This window comes from Deinococcus sp. AB2017081 (genome assembly GCF_034440735.1).
GTDB classification, from domain to species: Bacteria; Deinococcota; Deinococci; order Deinococcales; family Deinococcaceae; genus Deinococcus; species Deinococcus rufus.
The window spans coordinates 1,271,567-1,297,051 of record NZ_CP140098.1 but is presented as its reverse complement, the minus strand read 5'-3'; the positions used below and the strand labels follow the sequence as shown (position 1 = coordinate 1,297,051).

Genomic DNA, 25,485 nt, shown 5'->3' with positions numbered 1-25,485 from the left:
CGTATCACACGCCGCCCCACTTCATCTCGACGAACGCGGGGCGCGGGCGGAAGCCCAGGCGGTCGTTGATCGCCAGCATGGGCGCGTTCGTGGTGGCGTTCCCCGTCCAGATCTCGGTCACGCCGGCGGCCAGGGCCACGCGGATCGCGGCGAGCTTCAGCGCCAGTGCCAGCCCCCGGCGCCGCCACGCCCGGCGGGTGCCGGTCAGCCCGGTGTTGAGCCGCGTGGCGTTGCCGTCGGCCCGCCACAGTTCCGAGACGGCCACGACCTCACCCATGTCGGTGACGGCCAGCAGCAGACCTTCAGGAAACAGGGCCGGGTTCTCGAAGCGTTTGCGGAAGTCGTCCAGGGTCAGTTCTGTCGCGTCACCAGTGCGGGGCACATCCTCGCGGGCCTCGGCAAAACCGGCATGGAAGGCGTGCAGAGCGGCGTCCGGGCCGAGTTCCGCCTCCAGCTGCGGATACGACAGCACGCGCACACCGTCCGGCACGCGCTCGTGCCCGGCCCACTGGCCCAGGTCGAAGTCCGTCAGCTCCAGCACGTTGTCGTAGAAGCGCATGGCCTCGGTGAAGCCGCGCCGGGCCAGAAAGGCCAGTGCGTGCGGCTGGTGCTCATAGGCCCCGGCCAGCACCTCACGGGCCCCGCGTCCGCGCAGGTGGGCCGCCACCGTGTCCGCCAGCCGGGTGCCGATGCCGTGACGTTCGGCGGCCGGCAGCACCATGATCTCGGCGTGGTAGCGATCCTGGTGGTACATGCCGGCAAATTGCAGGACAGCCGCCGTGGCGACCGGCTCGCCGGCCTCCTCGACGATCCACTGCGCCAGATGCAGGCCCAGCGGATGCGCCTGGAGAAACGAGATCTCGTGCGCCAGGGACTCCGGCGTCCACTGGTGGGCGGGGTTGACCTCGCTCATGATCCGGGCCATGGCAGGAATGTCGGCATCCGTCGTCTCGCGGATGACCAGACCGGACGCGGTCGTCATGTGGGATCACCGTCCAGGGTCAGCTCGTAGCGGTAGCGGGTCGCGGTGCGCTCGAAGCCCAGCGCCGCGTTCATGGCGAGCATGGCCACGTTCGGCGGATCGTTGAAGGTCTTGATGACCCCGCCGCCCGCACCCTGCAGGGCCCGCATGGCGGCGGCCTTCAGCGCCCGGGCGATGCCCCGGCCCCGTTCCTGGCGCAGCACGCCGGTCATCCCGATGAAGTACACCCCGGGCTCGCTGCGGCCCAGCGTCGAGTAGCCCACGTAGTCGCCAGTCATGGGATCGTCCGCGCCGGGGCGCACCGCCACGAAGGACAGTTCCGGCGCCAGGCGCGGATCGTCCAGTTCCTCCTTCACCCACTGCTCCTGGGTCTTCTTCGTGAATGCCGTGCCCATCGGCACGTCCTGGAACAGCAGCCAGTCCAGTTCCCACAGCTTGCGGTCACGATCGGGATCGGCGGCCAGTTCGGTCAGGGATTTCAGCTGCACGCCGCTGTCCTGCACGCCCGCCAGTAAGGCGTCCAGGCGGGCAGGTTCCAGGGTGCGGGTATCGAGCCGGGACTCGTAGCGCTCCCAGGCCTGCACAAAGCCGCGGTTCTCCAGAAAGGCGCGGCCCGCCGCGTCGTTCGGCTGGTCGCTGCTGCCGGCGCGCAGCTCGCGGGCGCCGCGTGCCGTGGCCCGTCGCATCAGCTCGTCGTACAGCGCCGCGCCGATGCCCTGCCGGCGGGCATCCGGGTGGACATTCACGCCGCCCCAGTAGCGCCACTCCTCGAAGGAGCGGTCATCGTGACTGAAGCCGGCAACGCCCACGACCTTGCCCCCCTGCTCGGCCAGCACGCGGGTGTGGAACATGGACGGGTCGCGCGACATGTCCTCGCGCTCCAGATCCGCCGCGCTGACCGGCCAGTCGGGATGGCACACCGTCAGCACCTCGGCCATCTGCGCGTAGTCGTCCGGCACGCGGGGCTCGCGCAGCTCGAACGCCTGGTTCGTGGTGGTCGTCATGCGGACATGGTGACAAGCCGGTGTCAGGTCACGCATCGGCCAGTGGGCTTAGGCGGCCGGCGGGTCTATCCTCCGGGACATGAGCACTCCCCGCCTGACACTGCTCCTGATCGTGCCCCACCCCGACGACGAGGTCTACGGCGCGTCCGGCACGTTGATGCGCCATCTGGAGGCCGGTCAGCCCTGCGGCCTGGTGACCCTGACACGCGGAGAGGCCGGGCGCACCCTGGGCCTGGCCGAGTCTCCGGAAGAACTCGCCCGAATGCGTGAGGTGGAACTTGCGGCCGCGCTGGACGTCATCGGCCTGACGCGTCACGAGGGGAGCGTGTTCGAGCACCACCACTTCCCCGACAAGTACCTGAAAGATCAGCCCTTCGAGGAACTGGTCGAGGTCGCGCACCGGGCCCTGACCACCTACCGCCCGGAGATCCTGCTGACCTTCCCACCCAACGGCAGCAACGGCCACCCGGATCACGTCACCACCCACCGGCTGGCAAAGGCCGCGTGGGATCGTCTGCCACAGGGCGAGCGTCCCCGTCTGTGGTACTACGCCAGCGACATCCCGCCCGAGAACGAGGAACTGCTCTCGCTGTGGCTGCAGCCCAACACCCGCCACGACGTGACGCCGTACCTGACCCGTAAACTCCAGGCCATCGCGTGCCACCGCACCCAGGCGCTGAGCACCGTGGACTTCATCCGCAAGTTCCCACAGCGGATCATGACCGAGACCTTCCACGAGGTCGGGCTGGGGTGAGAAGAGTGCGGCAGGACGGCGTGGGACGCGCTGCGCCTCGCAGGGGTGCCAGCCCGTCGGCTTCCCTCAGGGGGAGCCGACCGTCAGGGCTCGCCTCCCACCGAGGGGAGGGAACCGCAGGGCGGACGCACGGAGCGCGCGGCGCGGGTGTCGCCCGCCGCGGCACTCACACGCCGTTCCTAGTCCTCCCACTCGCTGACCGGGATGAAGTCCACGTTCTCGCCCTGGGTGCCGGTCACGCGGTAATTGCGGTCGAACTGGACGATCAGTTCGCCCTTGTCGAAGTGCGTAGGCGACACCACGGGCTTGCGGAAGATATGGTTGCCGCTGTCGTCAATGCCGATGTGGGCACTTTTCGTGAAGCGGAACTCGACCACGTCGCCGTGCGGGCGGGTGCGAACGCGCACGCGGAAGGTCTGCTGGTCGTCCTGCTTCACGTTCGCGTTGGCAGGGGATGGTTTGCGGAACAGGTTGAACATGAATAACCTCGCGAGGTCGCCGGCCGGACGGGACGGGGGGAATGGTCGCCCATTCTACCGGCCCCCGTCCCAAAGTCAGGCCGCGTGCCTCAGCGCTCCTGTTCGGTGCGGGCCCGCTCCCAGTCGCTGGCCGTGTCGATCTCCTTCACGTCATCCGGCGTGAGGTTCAGCGTCAGGGTACCCAGCAGGTCGTCGAGCTGCGCCACGCTGTTCGCGCCGACGATGGGCGCGGTCATGGCCGGGGTCTGGAGCAGCCATGCCAGCGCGACCTGCGCGGGTTTCGCCCCGTGCCGCTGCGCGACGGTGTCCAGCGTGCCGATGATGGCGTCGTTGTGCTCGGTCAGGCGCTTGCCGGCCTCGCCCGCCCGCACCGAGTCGGGCATGGGCTGGCCCCGGCGGTACTTGCCGGTCAGCAGGCCGCCGCCCAGCGGGCTCCACGGCACCACGCCCAGGCCGTACTCGACGCACACGCGCTGGAGTTCCCGCTCGAAGTTCGCGCGGGTGGGTGACAGCAGCGAGTACTCGGGCTGGATGCTCACGAAGCTCTCCAGGTTGCGGCGGTCACTTGTCCACAGGGCCTGCATCAGCCGCCACGCGCTGTAGTTGGAACAGCCGATGTAGCGCACGTAGCCCCGGCGCACCAGATCGGTCAGCGCCGACAGGGTCTCCTCGATGGGCGTCTGGTTGTCGACCCAGTGCACCTGATACAGGTCGATGTGGTCGGTCTGGAGCCGGCGCAGGCTGTCCTCGCAGGCCTTCATGATCCAGCGGCGCGACAGCCCCTCGCGCTGTTTGATGCTGCCGCGCCCCTCGACGCCAAACTCGCCCATCGCGCCGCGCACCTTGGTCGCCACCACGAGATCGTCCCGGTTGCCCCGGTCTTTCATCCAGCGCCCAATGATCTCCTCGGAGATGCCACCGGGGTTGCCCTTCGTCCACATGGTGTAGATGTCGGCCGTGTCGATGAAGTTGCCACCGACCTCGTGATAGCGGTCAAGGATGGTCTGGGACGCGGCCTCGTCGGCGGACCAGCCGAACTGCATGGTGCCCAGGCCCAGGGGAAACAGGTGCAGGCCGCTGCGGCCCAGTCGACGGTATGTGGTCATGAAATCCTCCGGAGACAGATGATGTGAACGTTTCGCATGATGCCACGTGCCGGGCCCGGTGGCTGTTGCCTTAAGGATTCCGGTGGAACGTCAACCCGTCGCCGTTGTCATCCGCGCCGCAACATGCCGGCTGACGCGGTACGCCAGCGCCAGGATCGTCAGCACCGGGTTCACGCCGCCGTTGGTGACGTGCAGCGACCCGTCCACGAGGTGCAGGTTGTCGTGTCCCCACACCTGTCCCCAGGCGTCCGTGACCGACGTGCGCGGGTCGTCGCCCATGCGGCACGTGCCGGCCTGGTGCTGCCCGCCGCTGGGGCCATCCGTGGGCGCAAAGACCAGCGGGATCACCTCCCGCGCTCCGCTGGCCCGCAGCCACTCCACCGCCCGGTCGGAGATGAACTGCGCCGTCACGCGGTCTGCGGGATGGATGGTGCCGCTCAGCCGGGCGACCGGCACGCTCAGGGCATCCAGCACCTCAGGATCGACGGTCACGCGGGCCTCGGGGTTGGGGAGTTCCTGCACCGGGCCGAACACCAGCGCCAGATGCGGGTACAGGTCACGCATGGCCCGCCGGCTCGCCGCGCCCCACGTGGGCAGGTCGGGGTTCAGCGCGGTGAGCATGGTGTACACGTACAGCGGCATGGGCACGAAGTCGTTGGCGAGCATGGCTCCGCCGACAAGGCCGGGGTTGCCGTGCCGGTAGTCGTTGGTGGCGAGGCTCGGCCCCGGCCCCCGGCTGTCCTGCACGGGCTCGTCGAAGACCGCGAAGGCCCCGGCATACACGTGCCCCTGGAGGTTCCGGCCCACCTGATCGTGCGCGTTGCCCAGGCCGGCGGGTTCCTGCGGCGTGGCACTGTTCAGCAGCAGCCGCGCCGTCTCGATGGCCCCCGCCCCCAGCAGGACGTGGTCGGCCGTGACCTCCCGCCGCACGGTTCCACCACCTCCCGAGGTCACCAGCGACACGCCCGTGACCCGGCCGTCGCTGTCCGTGGTCATCCTCCCCACCTGCACGCCAGTCACGAGGTCGCAGCGTCCGGTGGCGAGTGCCCGTGGAATCACGGTGTTGCGGGTGTCGGTCTTGAACTCGCCGGGGCACCCGAAGCCCACGCAGGACCCGCAGCCCACGCACGCCCCGCGCCCGCCGTACGGCACCGAGTTGATCAGCAGCGGTACCGGCGACGTGTTCAGGCTCAGCGCCCGTGCACCCTTCTGGAGCACGCTTACGGTGCCGTTCGGGCCCACCGGTGGCATGGGGTACCCGCGCCGGCGCGGCCCCGCGCAGACGTTCCCGGTAGGATCGCCAGACACGCCCAGCTCCCACTCGGCGCGGTCGTAGTCGGGTTCCAGATCCTCGTAGGTGATCGGCCAGTCGGCCAGGGCGCTGCCCTGCGGCACGCCGTAGGTGCTGGCCATGCAGAAGTCCTCGGGCGAGAAGCGCCACGCCTGCGCCCCGTACACGCGGGTGCCGCCGCCCACGGTCATGGCGTTGTTCAGCCAGCGCGGATCGCTGGGCGGCACGACGGTGCCTGTACCGTCCACTCCGGCTGCCACGCGCGGATTGCCGTGCAGGGGCGGCCCGGTCGCGGGCTCGTAGCCCAGGCCCAGGCGGGCGCTGCGCAGGTGGTCGCCGCGCAGGTCGTGGGTGCCCAGCCACGCGCCACGCTCGACCAGCAAGACGCGGTGCCCGGCCTCGGCCAGGACGCACGCGGCCACGCCGCCGCCCGCCCCCGCACCGACCACGACCGCGTCGTAATGCGCCTGAAGGTCGTCCCAGGCAGTCAGCGCTGGGGCTGCGTGCTCGACCTCCGGCCAGGACACCCCATCCGGCAGCGGGCGGTAGCCGATCATCCGCCACGCCGCGCCATCCCGGTTGCCGCCGTTGCCGGGGTCGCCGTAAAACCCCTGCATGCACAGCCCGATGAGCCAGCGCAGGAACGGGGCCGCGTTCCCGTCGCCCGAGAGCAGGGCTGCGACCAGCGTGTGCTGCGCGTCCACATCCAGGGCCGCAAAGTCCTGCCCATGCCGCGCCCTCGCCTCGGCGTCCAGGGCGGCCACGCCGCGCTCCAGCTCGGGGCGGCGTTCCCACAGCTCCCGCCCGAATACGCCGCGCAGGAAGTCACCCACGCCCGCCTGCGTGCCCGACGGGAACTCATCGGCGGGCAGGATCGTGTCGATCAGGGCCAGCAGAGAGGGAGCCTCGAAGACGTTGCCCATGTCAGGTGCCTCCATGTGCCCGCGTCTCAGCGCCCCTGGGCTGCCGCGAGCAGACCGTCCAGGCCGCCCGCGTAGCCGTCGTCCAGGCGGGCCCACGCGGTCGGGAAGGGCTGCGTGCGGGTCACGTCGTTCGGCACGACGACCACGCGCATCCCGGCGGCCACGGCAGCCGTCGCGCCGTTGAAGGAGTCCTCGACCGCAATACAGTCCTCGGCCCGGACACCCAGGCGCTGGGCAGCCAGCACGTACAGCTCGGGATCGGGCTTCACGCGGGTCACGTCATCGCGGGTGGCGAGCGCCTCGAACAGGGGCAGCAGGGCGTGCTGCTCCAGCCAGCGCGTGACCCACGCCCGGTCGGAACTGGTCGCCAGGGCCAGGCGCAGGCCGCGTGCCCGGACACCCTCCAGCACGGCCCGCACGCCGGGGCGCACGTCCTGCGCGGCGATATCCGCGTGCAGTGTGTCGCGCAGGCGGGCGTGCACGTTCTCGCGGTCCGCCTGTACGGCGTCCGGTAGGCCCGCCCACGGATCGAAGGCCCCCCACGTGCCGATCCCACGCTGCCAGTCCGAGAGGGCCAGCTCGCGGCCGTGGGTGCGGTACAGCTCTTGCCAGTGCAGGAATTCCCGACTCTCGGTGTCCAGGATGGTGCCGTCGAAGTCGAAGATCACAGCGCGCGGAGTGAACGTCATGCCGGCAGTCTAGAGCCGCCCCTCCTCACCGGAAGGACGCGTGAACGCCCCCGCATCCAGCTCCTCATGCCTGGCCCGTACCCTGTCAGGCATGGTCGAGTGGGTACAGGGATTGATGGACAGTCTGGGCTACGTGGGCATTCTGCTGCTGATGGTGCTGGAGAACCTGTTTCCGCCCATTCCGAGCGAGCTGATCATGCCCTCGGCAGGCTTCGCTGCCGCCCGTGGCGACCTGAACCTGATCGTGGTCATCCTGATGGGCACGCTGGGCAGCGTGGTCGGCACCCTGCCGCTGTACTACATCGGCCGGGCCTTCGGGGAAGACCGGCTGGTCGAGTGGGCCGACAAGCACGGCAAGTGGCTCACCCTGAGCGGCAAGGACATCAAGAAGGCCGACGACTGGTTCGACCGCCACGGCACCAAGGCCGTGCTGTTCGGTCGGATGGTGCCCGGCATCCGCAGCCTGCTGAGCCTGCCGGCCGGCATGAGCGAGATGCCGCTGCCCAAGTTCCTGCTGTACTCCGCCATCGGCTCGGGCCTGTGGGCCAGCGCGCTGGCCGGGGCCGGCTACCTGCTGGGCGACAACTACGAGCAGGTCGAGCAGTACGTGGGGCCGGCGTCGAAGGTCATCCTGGCGGTGCTCGCCGTGGCGGCGGTCATGTGGTTCGTGCGCCGGCGGCGCGAGCAGGCGCAGCCGGGCTGAGGGCACTGTCGCCCTCGTCGGGGGTCAGGAAGACGCCCAGCAGGTAGGTGCGCCCCTCACCGCGACGGCCGAGATACGGCCGGATTACCGCCATGATCTCACGCTGGAGCGCACGCGCCTCGGCCGATGGCAACGTCACGAGGTTCCAGCCGGACAGCACCACGGGCGAGTCGTCATCCAGCGGATTCCAGCTGCGTCCGTCCACGGTGGCCACGTCGTAGAAGGGCTCGCCGGACGGCAGCACACGGGTCAGGGCGCCCCACGGGCCGTGCAGGCCGTGGCGCATGGTGCGGGCCAGCTGGCCCTCGAAGCGTTCCAGGTGCACCGCGCGGTTGAGCTGTCCGATCTGCTCCAGGGGCATCACGGAGAACGGTGTGAAATACGCCTGGGGAGCCCGGTAATAGCGGATCGCCCGGCCGGAACGGGCCTCGCGGCGCGTCTCACGGAGCAGGCCCAGCGTCAGGAAGCGCTGGGTGGCCTTGTACGTGGCCGTCACGTCCAGACCCAGCTGGGCGGCCACCTGGGACACGGTGCGCTCCTGCCCCATGAACGGCGCGAGCCGCCGCAGCTGCACCCGATCCGTGACCACGCGGGCGCGGCGCTCGTCGGTCAGCACCTCGATCTGCATGACGTCTGGATCGCTGCTTCCCTGATGGCCTGTCATGGGAAGCAGGGTAGCCCCTACGGTGGAGGCATGAAGCCCAGCATCCGAATCCTGACCCTCGTATCCGTGTTCATGACGGCCACAGCGCAGGCAGTGACCGCCCGGCCCCTGACGCTGGATCTCGCCGGAACGCCCAGCCGCGCCGAACTGCTGCTGCCGGACAGCCCCACGAAGGCCCCGCTGGTGCTGCTGATCCAGGGCACCGGCCCCGAGGACATGGACGGCAGCTTCGCCAGCTACGACGGCAACGTCGTGAAGGGCTCGCTGGGCACCCTGGCCCGGACGCTGGCCGCGCAGGGCCTGGCCGTCATGCGCTTCGACAAGCGCGGCGCCGCCGGAACCTTCGACCCGAAGACCGCACCGGCCGCCCAGGCCGCCTACGGCAGGCTGACCCTGCGTGACCTGCTGAAGGATGCCCGCACGGCCCTGGACACCGCGAAGGCGCAGCCGGGGGTCGATGCCAGCCGGGTCTTCGTGTACGGCTGGAGCGAGGGCAGCGTGATCGCCGCGTCGCTGGCGCTGGAGGTCGGGGCACGCGGTCTGGTCGTGCAGGGGCCGGTCGTGAACAGCTTCGCAGACACCTTCGCCCGCCAGTTCGAGCGGGTCGGCATCCCGTACCTGACGCCCTACGCGCAGGCGGGCAGGCTGGGGTTACCCGGCCTGATGGCGTCCTTCCAGGGGCCAGGCAGCCCGCTGGCACAGTCGCAGGGACAGCTGCTGTTCGACCGGACGAGTACGCTGGAAAAACCCGTGCTGAGCACCTTTCTTGACACGAACCACGACGGGCTGATCGACCTGAAGGCCGAGGCGTTGCCCGCCATCACGGCCTACTACCGCGCCTCGGTGGGCCAGAGCCCCATGTACGCGCCGGCCACCACCCTGCCCGTGCTGGGCGAGCTGGCACCGGGGCTGACCCTGCCGGTGCTGATCCTTCAGGGCGACACCGACGCGAACATCGACCCAGCCGATGCACAGGCATTCGATACGGCACTGGCGAAAGCGGGCAACACCGACCACACCCTGAAGCTCTATGTGGGCCTGGGCCACAGCCTGGGCCGGGCGGCCAGCGTCACGCAGGACAACTTCGCGCCCATGGAAGCGCAGCCGATGAACGACATGGCGGCGTGGCTCCGGGCACACTGAGCACCCGCCGCTCAGTGCTCCAGCACCACGTGTGGCAACCGGCGATCCATCCATTTCGGCAGCCACCAGTTCCACTTCCCGGCCAGTTTCAGGAAGCTGGGCACCAGGATCAGGCGCACCAGCGTGGCATCCAGCACCACCGCCACCGCGAGACCCAGGCCGATGCTCATGCTGGCGACGACCCGGCCGAAGATGAAGGCCACGAACACGATCAGCATGATGATCGCCGCCGAGGTGATGATCCGCGCCGTGTGGCCGACCGCCTGCACGATGGCCTCGTCGTTGTCGCCGGTGCGCAGGTACTCCTCCTGCACGCGCGACAGCAGGAAGATCTCGTAGTCCATGCTCAGGCCGAACATGACCGCGAACAGCAGGACGGGCAGCGTGGCATCCAGCACCCCCACATCCTGCGGAAAGCCCAGGAACGAGGCCAGGAAGCCGTCCTGCACGACCAGCGTGACCACGCCCACCGCCGCGCCGACAGTCAGGGCGTTCATCACGATGCTCTTGAGGGGGATCAGGATGGAGCGGAACGCGACCATCAGCAGCAGGAAGGTACCCATGAAGACGGCGACGATCGCGGTGGGCAGCGTGCCGGTGATCGCCCGGCTCCACTCCTGCCCGCCGATAGGGGCGCCGCCCAGCGCATACGCATAGCCGCTGGCGTCCAGCGCCGCCCGCAGCCGCGCCTCGAAGGCCGGGATCTGTTCGGCCTTCAGGGTATCGTCGGGAATCACGGTGACGCGCAGGTAGGTGCGGCCCTGGCTAAACGAGCGCCGGGTCAGGGTGCTCAGGGCCGCGATCCCCTCGGTGTTGCCCCCGGCGCTGGCGAGGTCGGCGGACGTGACGAAGGGACTGAGCACACCCTTCACGCCGGGCAATCCCCGCAGGGAATCCACGGTGCTCTGGAACTGTGCCCGCTGATCCGGGGTGTACCGCTGGCCCTTCAGATCCAGGATCACCTCGAACTGGCTCAGCAGGCCGCCCGCGCCCAGGGTGCGGACATCGGCCAGGGCGTCGCGGCTCTCCAGGCCGGGGGTCAGGCCCCACGCGCCCGCGTAGCCGGTGCGCATCCCGAAGGCGGGCAGCGAGAGCAGCAGCAACACGCCCGCGCCCCCCAGCAGGCCGATCCACGGCCGGGCCGTGACGCGACGCGCGAAGGCCGTCCAGCCCGCACTTGCCCCGCCACGCTGGGCCCAGCCGATCTTCACGACACGCGGGGAGTTGATCCGCTCGCCCAGGATTGTGAACAGGGCCGGAAGCGCCGTGACGCTCGCCAGCACGGTCAGCAGCACCGCCAGCACGCCGCCGATTCCCAGCGAGCGGATCACCTCGACCGGCGGTACGATCAGCCCGGCCATGGCGATGGCGACCGTGGAGCCGCTGAAGATCACGCTGCGCCCGGCGGACAGGACAGTGCGGGCGGCAGCGGCGGCGCTGTGCTCCTGGCTCCTGGGCGCAGCGCTCCGTTCCGTCGTCGCCGGAACTGCTTTCAACTCCTCCCGGAACCGATTCACCATCAGCAGCGCGTAGTCGATCCCGGCCCCCAGCCCCAGCATGGTAATCACGCTCTGCGCGAAGGTGCTGACCTCGGTCACGCGGGTCAGGCCGTACAGGCCCGCCATGGCGACCGTGATGCTCAGCACGCCCACGACCAGCGGCAGGCCGGTGGCGACCAGGGCACCGAACACCACGACCAGCAGCAGCGCGATCAGCGGCAGGGCCGTCAGCTCGCTGCGCTTGGTGTCGGCCTCGGCGTAGTGCGTGAAGTCGTCGGCAATGGCCTGCCCGCCGGTCACACGGATGTCCAGCGCGGGACGATCCACGGTCTTCACGTAGGCCCGGACGCGATCCAGGGTCTCGGTCGCGCCGTCCAGCAGCGGGATCTGCGCCAGGGTCAGGGCCTGCACACCGTCGGCGGTGCGGGTCGAGAGCGTGCTGCCGGCCTGTGCCCGCACCACGCGGGTCACGCCGGGCACGGCCTCCAGGCCGGTCACGAAGGCGTCGTAGGCCGCCTGCCCCTGCGGGGTGGTCAGGGGCGGCTCGCTGCGCGTCAGGAGCAGCACGGTGTTGGTGTCCTGCTCGCCGAATTCCTCGCGCAGCAGGGTGGTCACGCGGGCACTCTCGGTGTCGGTCAGGGTGCTGGGGCCGGCGCTCAGGGCACCGGGGGCCCGCGCGGCGAAGGGGATGCTCAGCAGGGCGGCCAGCGCCCACACCAGCAGCACCGCCCACGGATGACGGGTCACGACTCGGGCCAGGGCTTGCACGACTGCGACTGTAGAGCACAGGGGCAGGAAGACCGTAAGCGTCACCCAGGAGGGCGGATCGGTCTCAGAACAGTTCGTCCAGCAGGCAGTAGTACCTGATCTTCTCCGGGTCGATCAGGTCGCGGCCGTACCCGTCCAGCAGCAGCTCGCCCCACTCCGCGCCCAGGTTGCTCCGCGTACTGCGCCACGCCAGGGCCACGTCCGCGTGCCGGTCGGCGATCCCGGCGCGTCCCACGTCGATCAGCCCCTCGATCAGGCCGCCGTTCAGGATCACGTTCGGCAGGCACGGATCGCCGTGGGTGACGACTAAATCCTCGGCGACGGGGCGGGTGCGGACAAGCTCGTTGAAGATGCTCGTGGCCGTGCGGCCCACGCACTCCTCGTCGAAGTCCGATTCGTCCACGTTCCCGGCCTGCACCTGCTCGCGGGCGAGGCGCAGGGTCACGTCCAGCGTCATGCGGAAGGGGCACTCCCGGATGGGCAGGGCGTGCAGTTCCCGCAGGGCACGGGCCAGCAGGGTCACGACGCGCTCCGGGTGCAGGGTCGCGTCCGGGTCGCTCAGGGGAATGCCGGGCAGCCGGGTCATGGCGAGGTACTCGTGCTCCGGCGTGACCTCGTAGCCCACGACCTGCGGCACCGGCACGCGGCCCTGGAACCAGCGCAGGCGCTCGCGTTCCTGTTGCAGGGTCGTGACCGGACTGCCGCCGCGCTCCTGCACCTTGACCACGTATTTCGTGCTGCGCCACACGCCCGCGCCGCTCTGGCCCAGGGTCACGCGCTCCCAGCGGGCGGCGGGCAGCACGCGGCGCAGGGGCCCAGGCAGGATCAGGGACTCGGTCGGCACGGGCCGAGAATACGGCGACGATAACTTCTCGTGAAGACGCCGGCCGCCGCGTGGTCGGCATGATGGACGACATGTCCTCTCCCCCATCCGGTGAACCGTCCAAGCGCGAGTGGTTCAGCGAGGTGATCGGCCGCACGCGCTTCGTCGTGCTGATCGCGGTGGTCGCCGTGCTGCTGGTGTCGTTCAGCCTGTTCCTCCAGGGCACGCTGCTGGCCCTCGACGCAATCTGGAACTCGTGGCGCGACATCTGGCGCGAGGGGCTGGCCGCGCAGCAGGGCGACCTGGCGGTGGAATTCCTGGAGGTCGTGAGCACCATGCTCAAGGCCGTCGTGTTCTACCTGATCGGCGTGGGGCTGTACTCGCTGTTCATCACGCCGCTGAACCTGACCTCGGCGCTGGGGGTGGAGAGCCTGGCGGATCTGGAGCAGAAGGTCGTGTCGGTGATCATCGTGATCCTGGGTGTGACCTTTCTGGAACATTTCGTGCGCTGGGAGAAGCCGCTGGACACCCTGTACTTCGCCGGGGCGCTGGCGCTGGCCGGCGGGGCACTGGTGTTCTTCCAGCGGGTGCACCGGGGCACGGGCGGCGACCTGCAACAGCCCGAGGCCAAACTGCGTGCCCGTCAGGACCTCTTCGAGAACGAGCACGAACAGCGGCACATCGAGGAGCGGGATGTGGAGCAGGCCAAGCAGGTCACGCAGGCCAAGGCGGCCGGCACCGTGGACGCCGACGAGGGCAGCGGGTAACGGGGGGCGCGGCCGGGGCGGGCTACACTGCGGGGATGAAGGTCGGACTGCTCGAATCACCCGCCGCACGCTCCAGGGCGTACTGGGCGGCGCTCCTCAAGGAACTGGGGGTGGAGGTCGCCGCGTCCGGCGTCTCCGAGGCCGAGGCCCTGCAACTCGGCCGCGACACCCTGCCGGACGAGGCCCTGGGCGTGCAGCTCGCGCTGGGCCGGATTCTGGCGCTGGGCCGCGTGGACACGGTGCTGGTGCCGCACCTGCCGGAAGTCACGAACGACGCGTGGGGCGAGGCCTTCACGGAGCTGCTGCCGCGCCGGATCAGCGGGTTGCCCACCCTGATCGACGTGCCCGACGGCGGCCCACACCTGGAAAACGCCGCCGCCGAGATCGGGCTGCGGCTGTCGCAGAGTGGCGGGGGCGTGCGGCGGGCCCTGGAACGCACGCGCATCCTGGCGGGCGGCCCCCGCGAGGAGATGCCGGCCCTGGCCCGCGCGTCCCGCGCGACGGTGGCCGTGATCGGCCCACGGGCCCTGCTGGCCGAGCCGATCCTTGCGGGTGGCGTGCGCCCCGCGCTGGAGATCCTGGGCCTGCATCCGGTCTTCAGCAGTGAGCTGCCGCTGAATGACGTCATGAAGCGCGCCGAGCGCATGGAGAATGCCGGGAAGGTCGCGGACGGCGAGCGCGAACTCTTCGGCGCGGCCTCCCTGCTGGCGGGCAAGAGCGCCGTGCGTGGCCTGATCCTGGCCGTGCCCGCCCGTGACGGCGCGGCGAGGGCGGCCCTGACCCGCATCGGCCAGCGCATGCACAAGCCCACGCTGACGCTCAGTGTGGACGCCGGTCAGACGGACTTCCCGGAGCTGGAGGCCTTCCGCGACCGCATCACCCTGGGCACGGCCCAGGCCACCGGAGACGACGCATGAACATCTGGCGCTGGCTGACCACTCCCGATCCCGCTCCGGGCCTGACCCGCACCAAGCTCCTGAAACTGACCGCCCGCGTGATCCTGTTCGCCACCGTGGCGACGCTGCTCAGCTCCCTGCTGAGCCTGACCCCGCTGCGGCCGTACCTGAACACGTGGTGGGGCAGCCTGATCTTCATCCTGATCCTGTACGTGCCGCTGGCGCGGTACATGACCCTGGACACCCTGCCACGCCGGGGCCTGCGCGGCGCGGTGCCCGACGGCAAGACCGCGACCACGAGTTCCAGCGCCCAGCGCCGCAAGGAACGCAACCGCTACGCTGGCGTGAAGAAGGGCCCGCCCAAATACGGGGGGCGCCGGTAGGGTGGGCACCGGGGGCAGGACGCGGCGCGTGACAGCTCCAGCCCGTCAGCCCTCTTCCAGCGGATAGGTGCGGGCTGCGCGGTACGCGAGGGCGATCAGGTAGGTGTAGAACACGCCCACGCCCAGAAAGACCAGCCAGCCGGGAAAGCTGCCGATATCGGCCAGGGACAGGGCGTCCGGAAATTCGAGCACCCAGCCCTTGGGCTGCGCCAGATCCAGCTTCGCCAGCCACGCCAGCAGCACGGCCGCATAGATCCACAGGTAGTTGCGGCTCAGGCGCCAGCCCAGGGCGTCGCTGCGGCTCATGGGGCTGCGGGGCCGGGCCAGTTCGGCCAGCAGCAGCTGGTGCCAGCCGGGATCGACGTTGTCGCCCAGCATGGCCGGATAGAAGAAGCGCTCCATGATCCGCACGCGGTGGTGCGCGATCTCGAACGACCGGAAGCGCCGGGCCTCCAGGCGCAGGAAGAAGTAGTTCATGAACATGGCGAACAGGAAGGTCGCGTGGCTGTTGTTCACGTCGCCCAGGGCAAAACTCGCCAGACCCGCCGTGGTCACGACGGACCAGTTGGTGGTCATGTCCAGCCGTTGCCGGTACGCGGTCATCTTGCCGACCTCGGCCCGGTACAGGTGAATCAGGGCGTTGGCGGCGTTCGTGCTGTAGCTGACCTCCGACAGCCCGCCGCCGGGCAGGACGGCTCCCACGCCTCCACCCCGGCCGGGCATCAGCGGAGCGTCCGCCAGTCGTGCAACGCGGTCATGCTGTCAGCGTAGCGCGTGGAGGCGCGGCACACGGGAAGTGCCTGCACCCTCCGGCCAGGCACCGGTGCACCGCCGCATCAGCGTCGGGGCAGAGCCCGCGTGCCGCGAGGCGGGGAGCCCGCTCCTGCACGGGCGACCTGTGGAACCCGCCCGGCGTCCAGCCCATACAGACGCCCTCCGTGGCCACGGAGCGGATACAGGCGTGCGGAGCCGGACAGGCCCTCCCGCCACCGGGAGGACGGTTCAGCGCAGGAACGGATTCGTGCGGCGTTCCGCGCCGACGGTCGTGTGTCCGCCGTGGCCGGGATAGACCACGGTGCTGTCCGGCAGACTCAGCAGTTCCCGCGCGATCCCGGCGATCAGCTGCGGGTGGTTCCCGCCGGGCAGATCCGTGCGCCCGATGCTGCCCTGGAACAGCGTGTCGCCCGCGACCACGAAGCCCTCCCCGACGAGCACCACGTGGCCGGGCGCGTGGCCCGGCAGTTCGCGGGCACGCAGGGTCACGTCGCCCGCGGTGAACACCTGATCCTGCGTGATGTCGTGCTCGGGATCGGCCGGCTGCACGAAGGGCAGGTTCCAGCGGGCGGCCGAGGTGCCCCCGTTCCGGTACAGCGCCAGATCCGCCGGGTGCAGGAACACGGGCACCTCCAGCGCCCCGCGCACAGCCTCTACCGCACCGATGTGGTCGAAGTGCGCGTGCGTGAGGAGGATGGCCCGCACCGTCACGCCCGCCCCCTGCACCAGCGCGAGAATCCGGTCGGCATCGTCGCCGGGATCGATCAGGACGCCCTGGCCGTCGGCTCCGGCAACGAGCACGGCATTCTCCTGAAGTGGGCCGGTCGGCAGCGACCACACACGCACAGCACCGTGGACATGGGGGGCGATCATACCCGGAGTCTACCGGCCGATGGTGGCCTGGATGGTGCCCGACAGCGGATCGATGGTCACGCTCGGCCACGGGTTGGGCGTGCCCCGCGTGCGCGTGTCGACGCGGTAGATCGTGCCCGGCTCCAGCGTGACCGGCGTGACCCTGCCGCCCGACAGCAGCGTGCGGGCGGGCCCACCCAGCGGCGTGACGGTCACGACGATCGGCGTCACCAGATCGCGCAGCGATTCCGGCACGGTCATGGGATCATCCGCGTCCACCCGGCCGTCCGCGACGCGCACGCGCAGATCGGCGTAGTAGTGCAGGAAGAAGGCCGAGCCGTTGAACACTGCCAGGGCGGCGTCCAGCGAGGCGGCCGTCACCGTCAGGGCCTGTCCGTCCACGCGGAGGCCCAGCTCCGGGCATTCCAGGCGGTAGTCCGGCGAGACGCTGCCCTCCCCGGTGCCCTCGGTGCTGCCGGCCCCGTAGTCCAGTCGTCCGGCCTCTCCCACATGGGGGGTCGCAGCGCAGATGCGGCGCTGTTCCGCCGCGTCCAGCTCGGTGAAGGTGTTCGGCACCATGGCCGGCGCACACGCCGTCAGGGCCAGCAACAGGGCGGTCGTCACGCCGGGGGTCGTTCGTCGCATCATCATCTCCCTCGTGGGCCAGCAGCGGCCCAGAGTTCAGTCCAGCCCCCCACGCGCCGCAGGTCAAGCGCCCGGCGTGACCTCCTGTGAACATCCGGCCCCCGTCCGGTCTGATCCTCCACCAGATCCCTGGCTGCAGCGCGCCGGCAGTCAGGCATGCCATCTCGACGTCTGGAGGATCTGCCCATCTCCAGCGCCCTGACGCGGGGAGCCGTGCCCTGTACCCGGCCGATCCGGCCACGCGGCCCCTCCACTTCAGGTTCGCGCGAACCCGACTGCCGCCGCCACCTGCTCATCCGTGGGGCGCACGCCGGTGTACAGCACGAACTGCTCCAGCGCCTGCAACGCCACGACCTCCAGCCCCGTCACGACGGGCTTCCCCTGCCGCCGCGCCTCCACGATCAGCGGCGTCTCGCTGGGCAGGGCCACCACGTCGAACACCGTGCCCGCCCGCGCGATCTGCTCCGGCGTGAACGCGAGGTCGTGCTCCTCCGCGCCGCCCGCCATGCCGATCGGCGTGACGTTCACGAGCAGGTCACCGCCGTGCACGTCGGGCGTGCCCGGCTGCCAGTCCCAGCCGCAGCGTTCCGCCAGGTCACGCCCGGCCCCCTCGTTGCGGGCGACGATCACGCCGCGCGTGAAGCCCGCGTCGCGCAGGGCGCTCGCCACCGCCCTGCCCATGCCGCCGCTGCCGCACAGCACCACGCGCGCCGCCGGGTTCAGCGCGTGCCGCCCGATCAGGAGCTGGATGGCCGTGTAGTCCGTGTTGTACGCCCGCAGGTGCCCGCCCGTGTTCACGATGGTGTTCACCGACCCAATGGCAGCCGCCGACGGATCGAGCTCGTCCAGCAGCGGAATCACGGCCTCCTTGAACGGCATGCTGACCGCGCAGCCGCGGATGCCCAGCGCCCGGATGCCGGCCACCACGCCCGCGATGTCCTGCACGCCGAAGGCCTTGTACACGTAGTCCAGGCCCAGCGCCGCGTACAGGTGGTTGTGGAAGCGGGTGCCGAAGTTGCTGGGGCGGGCCGACACGCTCATGCACAGCGTCGTCTCGCGGCCGATGTCCAGCTTGCTCGCCGTCATCCCCTCAGCCCTCCAGACCCAGCATGAGGTTCAGGTTCTGCACCGCCGCCCCGCCCGCGCCCTTCCCGAGGTTGTCGAGCCGCGCGGCCAGCAGCGCCCGCTCGCCGTCCGCCGAGGGGTACACGAACAGTTCCAGGTCGTTCGTGCCGTTCAGCGTCTGGGGGTCGAGCACCTCCGGGTTGTCGGCCATGTCGGAGACCCGCACGTACTCCTGCCCGGCGTAGTGGGCCGCCAGCACCGCGTGCAGCGCGTCCGGTGTGGTGCCCAGCTCGCGCAGGTGCAGCGGGATGGTCACGGTCATGCCCTGCGCCCACGCGCCGACGTTCGGCGTGAAGACCGGCGTGCGGCTCAGGCCGCCGTAACGCATCGTCTCGGGGATGTGCTTGTGGCCCAGCCCCAGCGCGTAACTCAGGAACGCGCCCTTCATCGGGTGCGGTTCATTCTTCTCGTGCGCGTCCACCAGCGCCCGGCCCCCGCCGGTATAGCCGCTGTACCCCTGGATGCTCACCGGGAAGTCCGCCGGGATCACGCCCGCCGCCGTCAGCGGGGCCAGCAGCGAGATCGCCCCCGTGCTGTAACACCCGGGATTCGCCACGTAGCGCGCGTCCCGGATGCGCCCCGGCTGCTCCGCGTTCAACTCCGGAAAGCCGAACACCCACGCGGGGTTCACGCGGTGCGCCGTGCTCGCATCCAGCAGGCGCGCGGCCGGGTTCGTGGTCAGCGTGACCGCCTCGCGCGCCGCGTCGTCGTGCAGGCACAGGATCGACACGTCCGCCGCGTTCAGCAGTTCCGCCCGCGCCGCGCTGTCCTTGCGCCGCGCCGGGTCGATGCTCAGCAGCTCGATATCCGCGCGGCCCTGGAGCCGCTGCCGGATCTGAAGACCGGTCGTGCCGGCCTCACCGTCGATGAATACCTTGGGGGTCATGGAGTCACCTCGTGACGTGGGCCTTTCGAGAACTGGCACCGGTAACACAGGGGCTGGAGGTTGCCGATGTCATCGCTGCCGCCAGCGGAAATGGGAATGATGTGATCCTTCGTCCACACGTGATGGAAGCGGCGATCCGGCCGAGGAGGAATCTCCGACCATGCGCGGCCACAGTTGGGGCAGGCGTCGAACGTTCGGAGCAGCGCGAGCCACTGCCCCCGCGTATGGTGCCCGCCGTTGCGCCGACGCCGCTGCTGATAGGTGGTGGCCCGGAGTCGGCGGCACGGTCGGCAATAGAAGCCGATTCTCCCCGTGCTGGACGAGGTATACATCCCAAAGTCGCGCGCTCCGCATTTTCGGCATACGCGCTCTTTGGTGACCGTACCCCCTTCATTCCTCTGCGGCTCCACCACGCCATTCTGACGCCAGCAGGCCGTAGCGGGCGTCGTCCGTCCACTCGCCGCGGTGGAGGTAGCTCTGGATGCTGGTGCCCTCGTGCCGGAAGCCTAGGCGGGTCAGCAGCGCCGCGACGGGGGTGTTGCGGGGGTCGATGCCGGCGTGGACGCGGTGCAGGCCCAGGTCGGTGAAGGCGTGCGTGATCAGGGCGTGGAGGGCCTCGTGGGCGTACCCGTGCCCCTGCGCGGGCCGGGCGAGGGTCACGCCGAGTTCCGCCTGTGGCCCGTGGGTGTTCAGGCCCACGTCGCCCAGCAGTGCGCCGCCGTGGAGCGTGACGGCGCGCTGCACCCAGCCCGGCGAGCCCAGCGGCGCGTCCGACACGAGGGTTGCCACGGCGTCCGGCGTGGCGGGCAGCGGCCAGCCCTGGTACCGGGCGACGTCCGGGTCGTTGCGGTACGCCAGCACGTGGGGCAGGTCGTCCGGCGTGAGGGGCCGGAGGGTCACGCGGGGGGTGGTCAGGGTCGTCACTACCAGCGGGGCTTCAGGTCGCCCATCACGTGGTACAGCAGGGCTTTCTGGGCGTGCAGGCGGTTCTCGGCCTGGTCGAACACGCGGCTCTTGGGGTGCTCGGTGGCCTCGGGCACGGTCTCCTCGCCGTAGTGGGCGGGCAGGCAGTGCAGGAAGATGCCGCGCGGGGCGAGGCGATCGAGCATCTCGGGCGTCACTTGGTACCCGCGGAACGCGCGGCGGCGGATGTCGGCCTCGGCCTCCTGGCCCATGCTGATCCACACGTCGGTGTACAGGACGTCCGCGCCGTCAATCGCCGCGAGATCGTGCGTGAGGGTGATGTCGGTGCCGCTCTTCACGGCGTCCATCAGGACGCCCGCGTTGGGTTCGTAGCCGACGGGCGTGACGATGGTGAGCTGCGCGCCGGTCAGGATCGCCATGTGGATGTGGCTGTTGGCGAGGTTGTTGCCGTCGCCGATGTACACCACGCGCCGCTTCCGCAGGTCGGTGCCGAACTCCTGCTCGATGGTCTGGTAGTCGGCGAGGAGCTGCGCGGGGTGCAGCATGTCGCTCAGGCCGTTGATGACGGGAACGGAGGCGTGCTGCGCGAGTTCCTGCAGGGTCTGCTGGAGGTACACGCGGCCCATGACGGCGTCCACCCAGCGTTCGAGGTTGCGGGCGACGTCACTGACGCGCTCGCGGGTGCCGAGGCCGATCTCGGTGTTCGAGAGCGTGATGGCGTGCCCGCCGAGCTGGTACATGCCGACGTCGAAGGTGGTGCGGGTGCGCAGACTGGCCTTCTCGAACACCAGGGCGATGGACAGGCCCGCGAGCGGCTTCACGGCCCGCCACTCGCCGCGGCGCATGCTGTGCGCGGTGTCGAGTACGGCGCGCAGTTCCGCGGCGGTCATGTCGAGGTTGCTCAGGAAGTCGCGCCCGGCCATGACGGGTGCGGGCAGCGTCTCGGGGGTCAGCAGGGTCGCACCCCGTGGCGCTGATTTATTCACGCGACCCTGACCGCCCGTCCTGGCAGATGGTGTGGACTTCTTTGCTCTGGCAGCAGCCTTCGTCATAAGTGGTCAGTATACCGGGCGAAGGGAACGGGGATATCAGGTGCAAGCTTATTCAGGTCTCTGAGTAAACATGCACGCGCCCAGCCCGCGGACGTGGGGCCGGGCGCGGGTGCAGACGGCTAGCGCGTCTGGGTCAGGGTGTAGCTGCCGGTGCCGCTGTAGGCGTACACGCGCCAGCGGTATGTGCCGCTCGTGGCCGCATGGTTGACGTTCTCGGCGCTGGTGCTGCCCGTGCTCTGCGCGACAGTACTCCACGTACTGCCCGACAGTTTCTGCAGGTACAGGTCGAAATCCGTTCCCGCCGGGCCAGTCAGCTGACCGGTGATCGTGCCGCCCGCATGGGTGAACCCGGCTGTCCCGGGCTGGTAGGAGTTGTTGCCGCGCCGGGCCAGCGTGCCGGTGTAGGTCGTGGTGGTGGCGCTGCTGACCGTGACCGTCCGGGTGGTGGTGCTGCTCAGGCCGCCGCCGTCGGTGACGGTCAGCGTGACCGTATAGGTGCCGGCCGCCGCGTAGGTCTTCGTGGGATTTGCAGCCGTGCTGGTCGTGCCGTCCCCGAAGTTCCAGCTGCGGCTGGCGATCGTGCCGTCGGTATCGGTGCTGGTATCGGTGAAGGTGGCGCTCAGGCCGCTGACGGTGCTGGTAAAGCTGGCGCTGGGCGCGGCGTTGGTGCCAGGGGGCGTGACCGTCACGAACACGGCCGACACCGGCCCGTAGCCCCCGGCGCTGTTGCGGGCCCGGACATAGATGGTGTGGCGGCCCTCGCTGAGCCCGGCGGTGGGAATGCTGGCCCGCACGCCCTCGGAGGCGGCGTTGAAGGTGCCGTCGGCGGCCCCGAGTGGCTGGGCCGTGCCGCCCGCCCACGGCGGCGTATCGACGGTGTACTCGGCACTGGCGACGGTGCGGGTGGCCTCGGCACCGTTCGACGTGTTGAAGCGGGTGTTGTCGGCAGTGGCGCTCAGCGTGAAGGTCGTCCCGGACGCCACGGTGGCCGGCGCAGACACGTTCAGGATGTCGGCCCCACTGCCGAGCTGGTACGGCGCGCGGGCCACCCGCAGGGCGTACAGCAGCGCCGCCTGGTTCTGCGGCAGGATGGTGCCGGTAAAGGTCGAGCAGGGCTCGAAGAACGCGCTCCCGAGCTCGAAGGTGTACGCGGCGACGCCCAGGTTCCCGTAGGCGTAGTCGATGGTGGTGCCGCTGGTGGGGTACAGGCCGATGGACTGCTCGGGCGTGTAGCCGTTGAAGTACGCGAGCTTGCGGCCCAGGCTCTGGAGTCCCGCCGCATTCGGCGCCGGCGTGCTGGTGTCACCCCACGGCCACAGCACCAGATTGGAATAACTGTGGACATCGATGTACACGCCCATGGCGTCGGCCGGGGCGGGGTCAGTCATGTTCGGGCCGCGCTGATCCGGGAACACGCGGTTCATCAGCGCCTGGATGTTCTGGGTCTCGGGCTCGCTGGCCGCCGACGGCCCCATGTAGGTCTCGTTGCACGGCGCGGTACTGCTGCCGCCGCTGTTCCAGTGGAAGCTGAAGTTGCGGTTCAGATCCACGCCGTAGGTGGTCGTGCAGCCGTTCAGGGTATTCACGTTCTTGCGCCACGACGCGCCGGCCTCGGCCTTCTTGCGGCCGTCGGGGTTGGTCTGCAGCACGAGGTGCACCTCCTGCGTGTCGAGCATCCACGTGATGTCGGCGTCGGTGCCGTAGTTGCTCAGGAGGTACTCCGCGAACCGGGTGGTCAGTTCGGCCGGCGTGTATTCCCGGGCGTGGATGGAGGCTGTGACCATCAGTTTCGGCTTCACGCCGCCGGTGCTGCGGTTCGTGAGCACCAGTTCGTACATGTCGTAGCCGCCCTGGCCCCTGGTCTTGAGCCACGTCGGCCCGATCGCCGTCCACGTGGCGAGGTTCGGATACTGCGCGGCGAGCGCCTGGGCACTGGCGTAGGTCTCCTCGACGGTGCGGTAACACGCGTAGTTGGGAATGCTCAGGGGCCGCACCGTGCTGGCCGCATTGGCACGGTCCGTGGCCGCCTGATCGATACTGACCGTCCAGCCCCGCACGGCCGCCGTGACCCGCAGACGCTCGAAATCGGCCTGACCGACGTCCAGCAGCACAACGCGCTGGGCCCGGGTGCCGCCGACCGGCTCGAAGGTCTTGACAATGTCTGTCCAGTCGCGGTCGGTGCGGAACACCACCCGCGTGATGACCGTGGGCGTGCTCTGGAAGGTCGCGCACTCGGCGGCCGTCGCCAGGGGTGTGGCGCGGCCGGGCGTCCCCGTGGTGGGGGGCGGGGTCTGGGTACACGCGCTGAGGAGCAGGGCAGCGGTCACCAGCACGGACGGAAATCTGGGCATGTGTCCTCCGGAGGGGATACCAGGCAGAGCAGGACTGGCGTGACAGGACGGCCGTCATCGGGCTGTAGGTCGGGTTCACCTGACCTTAACACACCCACCGGCAGATGGTTCGGGGCACAGCCGCTCTGTGTGGCGTCGTCATCCACTGCCCCTGCGACCCCCGGCTCTGTATGCAGGAGCGCTCTCGCCCCCACCAGCCCACCCCTATATCATGAAATACTCACGGGATTGTCATGTCGGGAGAATTCTGTATTCTCTGTCCCACGCGGCAGATACAGAATCCTGTTCACGATCCCGGATCACAGATTCTCACTTTAAACTCATTGGATCTGGTTAGATTGTGGGGGGAAGGCTGTCTATGAAATTCTTAACATGTGTGGCGGAGGTTCGGAGTCCATGAATCGACCGGAGCAGGTTGAGAACAGGTGTGGGTCACACCGTGGCATCCGTGACACGGCTCCACGCCGCTGACCCGACCACAGACCGGGCCGAGGCTCCCCGTCAGGCTTCATGCTCGCCCCTGCTGTTCCCCGGACTCGTGTGGCCTGCCGTGTCTCCCGAGTTCTTCAGACCACGTCCTGCACACACTGTTGTCTCGCCCCCATCCTCCACCGCGTCACCGTACTGGGCCAGGCCACGACATCGACGGTACTGACCGGTGCGCTGTCATGCACCGGAACAGTGACCAAAGGATCCCCCCAGCATGGTCAGTCAACGACTTCAACCCACCCGACAGGCATTTTTCCGCTCCCACCTGATGGCGCTGCTCAGCGTGGTCGATGTCAGCGCTCCGGTCGTCCTGGGGCTGGTCGCTGCTCAGCTGCTGCTGCCGCGAACCGGGATCATGCTGGCGTACAGCAACTGGCTGCTGGCCGCATGGGTGGCCTGGGGTGCCATCCGTGGCCGCCACGCGGGCCTGCGGTCGTACCGCTACTACGAATCCATCGTGATTCCCCTGTGCGCCCTGGGCATCAGCCTGATCGTGCTGGCCCTGGTGAATGCCCCCAGCGCGCTGCCCTTCCTGCTGGCGGTGAGCGGCGGCTGGGGCGCCGTCATGCTCGTCACCCGCTACCTGATGCGCCGGCTGGCCCCGGCGATGGTCGTGGGGGTGCTGCCCGGCCAGCCGGGTGAGCTGCCCACCGGCCGCGACGTGCGGTATGTCCTGCTCCAGTCCCCGCAGCAGGTGGCCCTGCAGGAACTCGATGAACTGTTGATCGACCCCACCCAGGCGCTGTCGCCCGAGTGGGCCCAGCTGCTCATGCACGCCTATGCGGCCGGCGTGCCCACATGCACGCTCGCCAGCCTGCAGGAGGAGTTGAGCGGCCGGGTGTCGGTCGAGTATCTGCACGGTGCGCGGCTGGGCGAGGTGCCCTTCCTGTCGTCGTACGTGCAGCTCAAGCTGGTGATCGACCGCGTGGTGACGGTGCTGGCGCTGCCCGCGCTGCTGCCCCTGGCCGGCATGGTCGCGCTGGTGATCCTGCTCGATTCGGGCGGGCCGGTGCTGTTCTATCAGGAGCGCGTGGGCCGCAACGGCCAGCTGTTCCGGATGGTCAAGTTCCGCACCATGCGCACCGATTCCGAGCGGAGCGGCGCAGCCTTCGCCACGGCCGGCGACGCCCGCGTGACCCGCGTGGGCCGCTTCCTGCGCAAGTTCCGGCTGGACGAACTGCCGCAGTTCTGGAACGTGCTGCGCGGCGACATGAGCATCATCGGGCCGAGGCCCGAACAGCGTGCCTTCGTCGAGCGCTTCAACCAGGACATCCGCCTGTACCCCGTGCGCCACTGGGTGCGCCCAGGCATCACCGGCTGGGCCCAGGTCGTCCACGGCTACGCGGCCGACACCAGCACCACCATTGAGAAACTGCGCTACGACGTGTTCTATATCAAGTACCTGTCGTTCTGGCTGGACGTGCGGATCGTGTTCAAGACCCTGCAGACCATCCTGACCGGCTTCGGCGCCCGCTGATCGCCTTCCCCCGCCGTTCAGGGCCTGCCCGAGTGC

Annotated in this window: 25 protein-coding genes; 7 read left to right on the top strand and 18 right to left on the bottom strand. The window is 69.7% G+C overall.

Annotated features, from left to right (window positions below):
- Positions 1-4: 4 nt before the first annotated feature.
- Entirely contained in the window at positions 5-982 is a 978-nt protein-coding gene (locus U2P90_RS06325) for a GNAT family N-acetyltransferase (RefSeq protein ID WP_322474247.1), read from the bottom strand.
- On the bottom strand, positions 979-1,986 hold the full coding sequence (locus U2P90_RS06320; RefSeq protein WP_322474246.1) for a GNAT family N-acetyltransferase: 1,008 nt from the start codon (positions 1,984-1,986) through the stop codon (positions 979-981). The genes U2P90_RS06325 and U2P90_RS06320 overlap by 4 nt, the downstream gene beginning before the upstream one ends.
- A 79-nt stretch (positions 1,987-2,065) precedes the next feature.
- Between U2P90_RS06320 and U2P90_RS06315 the strand changes: the two genes are divergently transcribed.
- Positions 2,066-2,740 (top strand): PIG-L deacetylase family protein, encoded by a 675-nt coding sequence (locus tag U2P90_RS06315; RefSeq protein WP_322474245.1) that lies wholly within the window; start codon positions 2,066-2,068, stop codon positions 2,738-2,740.
- Positions 2,741-2,919: 179 nt separating this feature from the next.
- Here U2P90_RS06315 and U2P90_RS06310 read toward each other — a convergent pair whose 3' ends face one another.
- The 4 genes from U2P90_RS06310 to U2P90_RS06295 all read right to left on the bottom strand — a co-directional run bounded on the left by U2P90_RS06310 (position 2,920) and on the right by U2P90_RS06295 (position 7,228).
- A complete protein-coding gene (locus tag U2P90_RS06310; protein ID WP_295815000.1) occupies positions 2,920-3,219 on the bottom strand; it encodes a hypothetical protein in 300 nt (99 codons plus the stop codon).
- Between the two features lie 89 nt (positions 3,220-3,308).
- Positions 3,309-4,325, bottom strand: coding sequence for an aldo/keto reductase (locus U2P90_RS06305; RefSeq protein ID WP_322474244.1), 1,017 nt, complete (start codon positions 4,323-4,325; stop codon positions 3,309-3,311).
- Positions 4,326-4,415: 90 nt separating this feature from the next.
- Positions 4,416-6,554, bottom strand: a complete 2,139-nt coding sequence (locus tag U2P90_RS06300; RefSeq protein WP_322474243.1) for a GMC family oxidoreductase — start codon at positions 6,552-6,554, stop codon at positions 4,416-4,418.
- Positions 6,555-6,565: 11 nt separating this feature from the next.
- The gene (locus tag U2P90_RS06295) at positions 6,566-7,228 is read right to left on the bottom strand and encodes an HAD family hydrolase (protein ID WP_322474242.1); all 663 of its coding nucleotides are present in this window, start codon (positions 7,226-7,228) and stop codon (positions 6,566-6,568) included.
- Positions 7,229-7,319: 91 nt separating this feature from the next.
- On the opposite strand from U2P90_RS06295, the gene U2P90_RS06290 reads away from it, so the two are divergent.
- A complete protein-coding gene (locus U2P90_RS06290) occupies positions 7,320-7,931 on the top strand; it encodes a DedA family protein (protein WP_322474241.1) in 612 nt (203 codons plus the stop codon).
- Here U2P90_RS06290 and U2P90_RS06285 read toward each other — a convergent pair.
- Complete coding sequence (locus tag U2P90_RS06285; RefSeq protein ID WP_322474240.1) at positions 7,885-8,595, bottom strand: hypothetical protein; 711 nt, start codon at positions 8,593-8,595, stop codon at positions 7,885-7,887. The genes U2P90_RS06290 and U2P90_RS06285 overlap by 47 nt on opposite strands.
- A 30-nt stretch (positions 8,596-8,625) precedes the next feature.
- Here U2P90_RS06285 and U2P90_RS06280 point away from each other — a divergent pair, with 30 nt between their 5' ends.
- The gene (locus tag U2P90_RS06280) at positions 8,626-9,738 is read left to right on the top strand and encodes an alpha/beta hydrolase family protein (RefSeq protein WP_322474239.1); all 1,113 of its coding nucleotides are present in this window, start codon (positions 8,626-8,628) and stop codon (positions 9,736-9,738) included.
- Between the two features lie 11 nt (positions 9,739-9,749).
- Here U2P90_RS06280 and U2P90_RS06275 read toward each other — a convergent pair whose 3' ends face one another.
- Entirely contained in the window at positions 9,750-12,005 is a 2,256-nt protein-coding gene (locus U2P90_RS06275; RefSeq protein ID WP_322474238.1) for an MMPL family transporter, read from the bottom strand.
- A 64-nt stretch (positions 12,006-12,069) separates the two neighbouring features.
- Positions 12,070-12,849, bottom strand: coding sequence for an APH(3') family aminoglycoside O-phosphotransferase (locus U2P90_RS06270; RefSeq protein ID WP_322474237.1), 780 nt, complete (start codon positions 12,847-12,849; stop codon positions 12,070-12,072).
- A gap of 62 nt (positions 12,850-12,911) precedes the next feature.
- Between U2P90_RS06270 and U2P90_RS06265 the strand changes: the two genes are divergently transcribed.
- From U2P90_RS06265 to U2P90_RS06255, 3 genes are read left to right on the top strand one after another with little or no spacing between them, the layout of a single operon-like run.
- Positions 12,912-13,595, top strand: coding sequence for a YqhA family protein (locus U2P90_RS06265; RefSeq protein WP_380101494.1), 684 nt, complete (start codon positions 12,912-12,914; stop codon positions 13,593-13,595).
- A gap of 35 nt (positions 13,596-13,630) precedes the next feature.
- Complete coding sequence (locus tag U2P90_RS06260; protein ID WP_295815051.1) at positions 13,631-14,512, top strand: acyl-CoA dehydratase activase-related protein; 882 nt, start codon at positions 13,631-13,633, stop codon at positions 14,510-14,512.
- The gene (locus U2P90_RS06255) at positions 14,509-14,874 is read left to right on the top strand and encodes a hypothetical protein (protein ID WP_295815054.1); all 366 of its coding nucleotides are present in this window, start codon (positions 14,509-14,511) and stop codon (positions 14,872-14,874) included. The genes U2P90_RS06260 and U2P90_RS06255 overlap by 4 nt, the downstream gene beginning before the upstream one ends.
- A 45-nt stretch (positions 14,875-14,919) precedes the next feature.
- Here U2P90_RS06255 and U2P90_RS06250 read toward each other — a convergent pair whose 3' ends face one another.
- From U2P90_RS06250 to U2P90_RS06215, 9 genes are all read right to left on the bottom strand, one after another.
- Complete coding sequence (locus tag U2P90_RS06250; RefSeq protein ID WP_295815057.1) at positions 14,920-15,597, bottom strand: DUF2270 domain-containing protein; 678 nt, start codon at positions 15,595-15,597, stop codon at positions 14,920-14,922.
- A gap of 279 nt (positions 15,598-15,876) precedes the next feature.
- Positions 15,877-16,521 (bottom strand): MBL fold metallo-hydrolase, encoded by a 645-nt coding sequence (locus tag U2P90_RS06245; RefSeq protein ID WP_322474236.1) that lies wholly within the window; start codon positions 16,519-16,521, stop codon positions 15,877-15,879.
- A 9-nt stretch (positions 16,522-16,530) separates the two neighbouring features.
- Positions 16,531-17,145, bottom strand: a complete 615-nt coding sequence (locus U2P90_RS06240) for a hypothetical protein (protein WP_322474235.1) — start codon at positions 17,143-17,145, stop codon at positions 16,531-16,533.
- A gap of 255 nt (positions 17,146-17,400) precedes the next feature.
- Positions 17,401-18,231: a shikimate 5-dehydrogenase gene (locus tag U2P90_RS06235; protein ID WP_322474234.1), complete on the bottom strand. Its 831-nt coding sequence runs from the start codon at positions 18,229-18,231 to the stop codon at positions 17,401-17,403.
- Positions 18,232-18,235: 4 nt separating this feature from the next.
- Positions 18,236-19,156, bottom strand: a complete 921-nt coding sequence (gene argC, locus U2P90_RS06230; RefSeq protein WP_322474233.1) for an N-acetyl-gamma-glutamyl-phosphate reductase — start codon at positions 19,154-19,156, stop codon at positions 18,236-18,238.
- Positions 19,153-19,488: an HNH endonuclease signature motif containing protein gene (locus U2P90_RS20165; protein ID WP_380101498.1), complete on the bottom strand. Its 336-nt coding sequence runs from the start codon at positions 19,486-19,488 to the stop codon at positions 19,153-19,155. The genes argC and U2P90_RS20165 overlap by 4 nt, the downstream gene beginning before the upstream one ends.
- Before the next feature lie 58 nt (positions 19,489-19,546).
- A complete protein-coding gene (locus U2P90_RS06225) occupies positions 19,547-20,080 on the bottom strand; it encodes a GNAT family N-acetyltransferase (RefSeq protein ID WP_322474232.1) in 534 nt (177 codons plus the stop codon).
- Positions 20,080-21,003: an ornithine carbamoyltransferase gene (gene argF / locus U2P90_RS06220; RefSeq protein WP_322474668.1), complete on the bottom strand. Its 924-nt coding sequence runs from the start codon at positions 21,001-21,003 to the stop codon at positions 20,080-20,082. The genes U2P90_RS06225 and argF overlap by 1 nt, the downstream gene beginning before the upstream one ends.
- 248 nt (positions 21,004-21,251) lie before the next feature.
- Positions 21,252-23,483, bottom strand: coding sequence for a M14 family zinc carboxypeptidase (locus U2P90_RS06215; protein ID WP_322474231.1), 2,232 nt, complete (start codon positions 23,481-23,483; stop codon positions 21,252-21,254).
- Positions 23,484-24,240: 757 nt separating this feature from the next.
- Here U2P90_RS06215 and U2P90_RS06210 point away from each other — a divergent pair.
- Positions 24,241-25,449 carry an exopolysaccharide biosynthesis polyprenyl glycosylphosphotransferase gene (locus tag U2P90_RS06210; protein ID WP_295815074.1) on the top strand — a complete coding sequence of 403 codons (1,209 nt, stop codon included), beginning with the start codon at positions 24,241-24,243 and terminating at the stop codon, positions 25,447-25,449.
- The last annotated feature ends 36 nt before the right edge of the window (positions 25,450-25,485 follow it).

Coding starts and splice junctions, on each gene's coding strand:
- U2P90_RS20165 (WP_380101498.1), bottom strand. CDS start 19,488: ATGTATACCTCGTCCAGCACGGGGAGAATCGGCTTCTATTGCCGACCG.
- U2P90_RS06285 (WP_322474240.1), bottom strand. CDS start 8,595: ATGACAGGCCATCAGGGAAGCAGCGATCCAGACGTCATGCAGATCGAG.
- argC (WP_322474233.1), bottom strand. CDS start 19,156: ATGACCCCCAAGGTATTCATCGACGGTGAGGCCGGCACGACCGGTCTT.
- U2P90_RS06250 (WP_295815057.1), bottom strand. CDS start 15,597: ATGCCCGGCCGGGGTGGAGGCGTGGGAGCCGTCCTGCCCGGCGGCGGG.
- U2P90_RS06235 (WP_322474234.1), bottom strand. CDS start 18,231: ATGACGGCGAGCAAGCTGGACATCGGCCGCGAGACGACGCTGTGCATG.
- U2P90_RS06300 (WP_322474243.1), bottom strand. CDS start 6,554: ATGGAGGCACCTGACATGGGCAACGTCTTCGAGGCTCCCTCTCTGCTG.
- U2P90_RS06265 (WP_380101494.1), top strand. CDS start 12,912: ATGGACGACATGTCCTCTCCCCCATCCGGTGAACCGTCCAAGCGCGAG.
- U2P90_RS06290 (WP_322474241.1), top strand. CDS start 7,320: ATGGTCGAGTGGGTACAGGGATTGATGGACAGTCTGGGCTACGTGGGC.
- U2P90_RS06245 (WP_322474236.1), bottom strand. CDS start 16,521: ATGATCGCCCCCCATGTCCACGGTGCTGTGCGTGTGTGGTCGCTGCCG.
- U2P90_RS06255 (WP_295815054.1), top strand. CDS start 14,509: ATGAACATCTGGCGCTGGCTGACCACTCCCGATCCCGCTCCGGGCCTG.
- argF (WP_322474668.1), bottom strand. CDS start 21,003: ATGGCCGGGCGCGACTTCCTGAGCAACCTCGACATGACCGCCGCGGAA.
- U2P90_RS06325 (WP_322474247.1), bottom strand. CDS start 982: ATGACGACCGCGTCCGGTCTGGTCATCCGCGAGACGACGGATGCCGAC.
- U2P90_RS06240 (WP_322474235.1), bottom strand. CDS start 17,145: ATGCGACGAACGACCCCCGGCGTGACGACCGCCCTGTTGCTGGCCCTG.
- U2P90_RS06280 (WP_322474239.1), top strand. CDS start 8,626: ATGAAGCCCAGCATCCGAATCCTGACCCTCGTATCCGTGTTCATGACG.
- U2P90_RS06315 (WP_322474245.1), top strand. CDS start 2,066: ATGAGCACTCCCCGCCTGACACTGCTCCTGATCGTGCCCCACCCCGAC.
- U2P90_RS06305 (WP_322474244.1), bottom strand. CDS start 4,325: ATGACCACATACCGTCGACTGGGCCGCAGCGGCCTGCACCTGTTTCCC.
- U2P90_RS06260 (WP_295815051.1), top strand. CDS start 13,631: ATGAAGGTCGGACTGCTCGAATCACCCGCCGCACGCTCCAGGGCGTAC.
- U2P90_RS06295 (WP_322474242.1), bottom strand. CDS start 7,228: ATGACGTTCACTCCGCGCGCTGTGATCTTCGACTTCGACGGCACCATC.
- U2P90_RS06215 (WP_322474231.1), bottom strand. CDS start 23,483: ATGCCCAGATTTCCGTCCGTGCTGGTGACCGCTGCCCTGCTCCTCAGC.
- U2P90_RS06320 (WP_322474246.1), bottom strand. CDS start 1,986: ATGACGACCACCACGAACCAGGCGTTCGAGCTGCGCGAGCCCCGCGTG.
- U2P90_RS06210 (WP_295815074.1), top strand. CDS start 24,241: ATGGCGCTGCTCAGCGTGGTCGATGTCAGCGCTCCGGTCGTCCTGGGG.
- U2P90_RS06310 (WP_295815000.1), bottom strand. CDS start 3,219: ATGTTCAACCTGTTCCGCAAACCATCCCCTGCCAACGCGAACGTGAAG.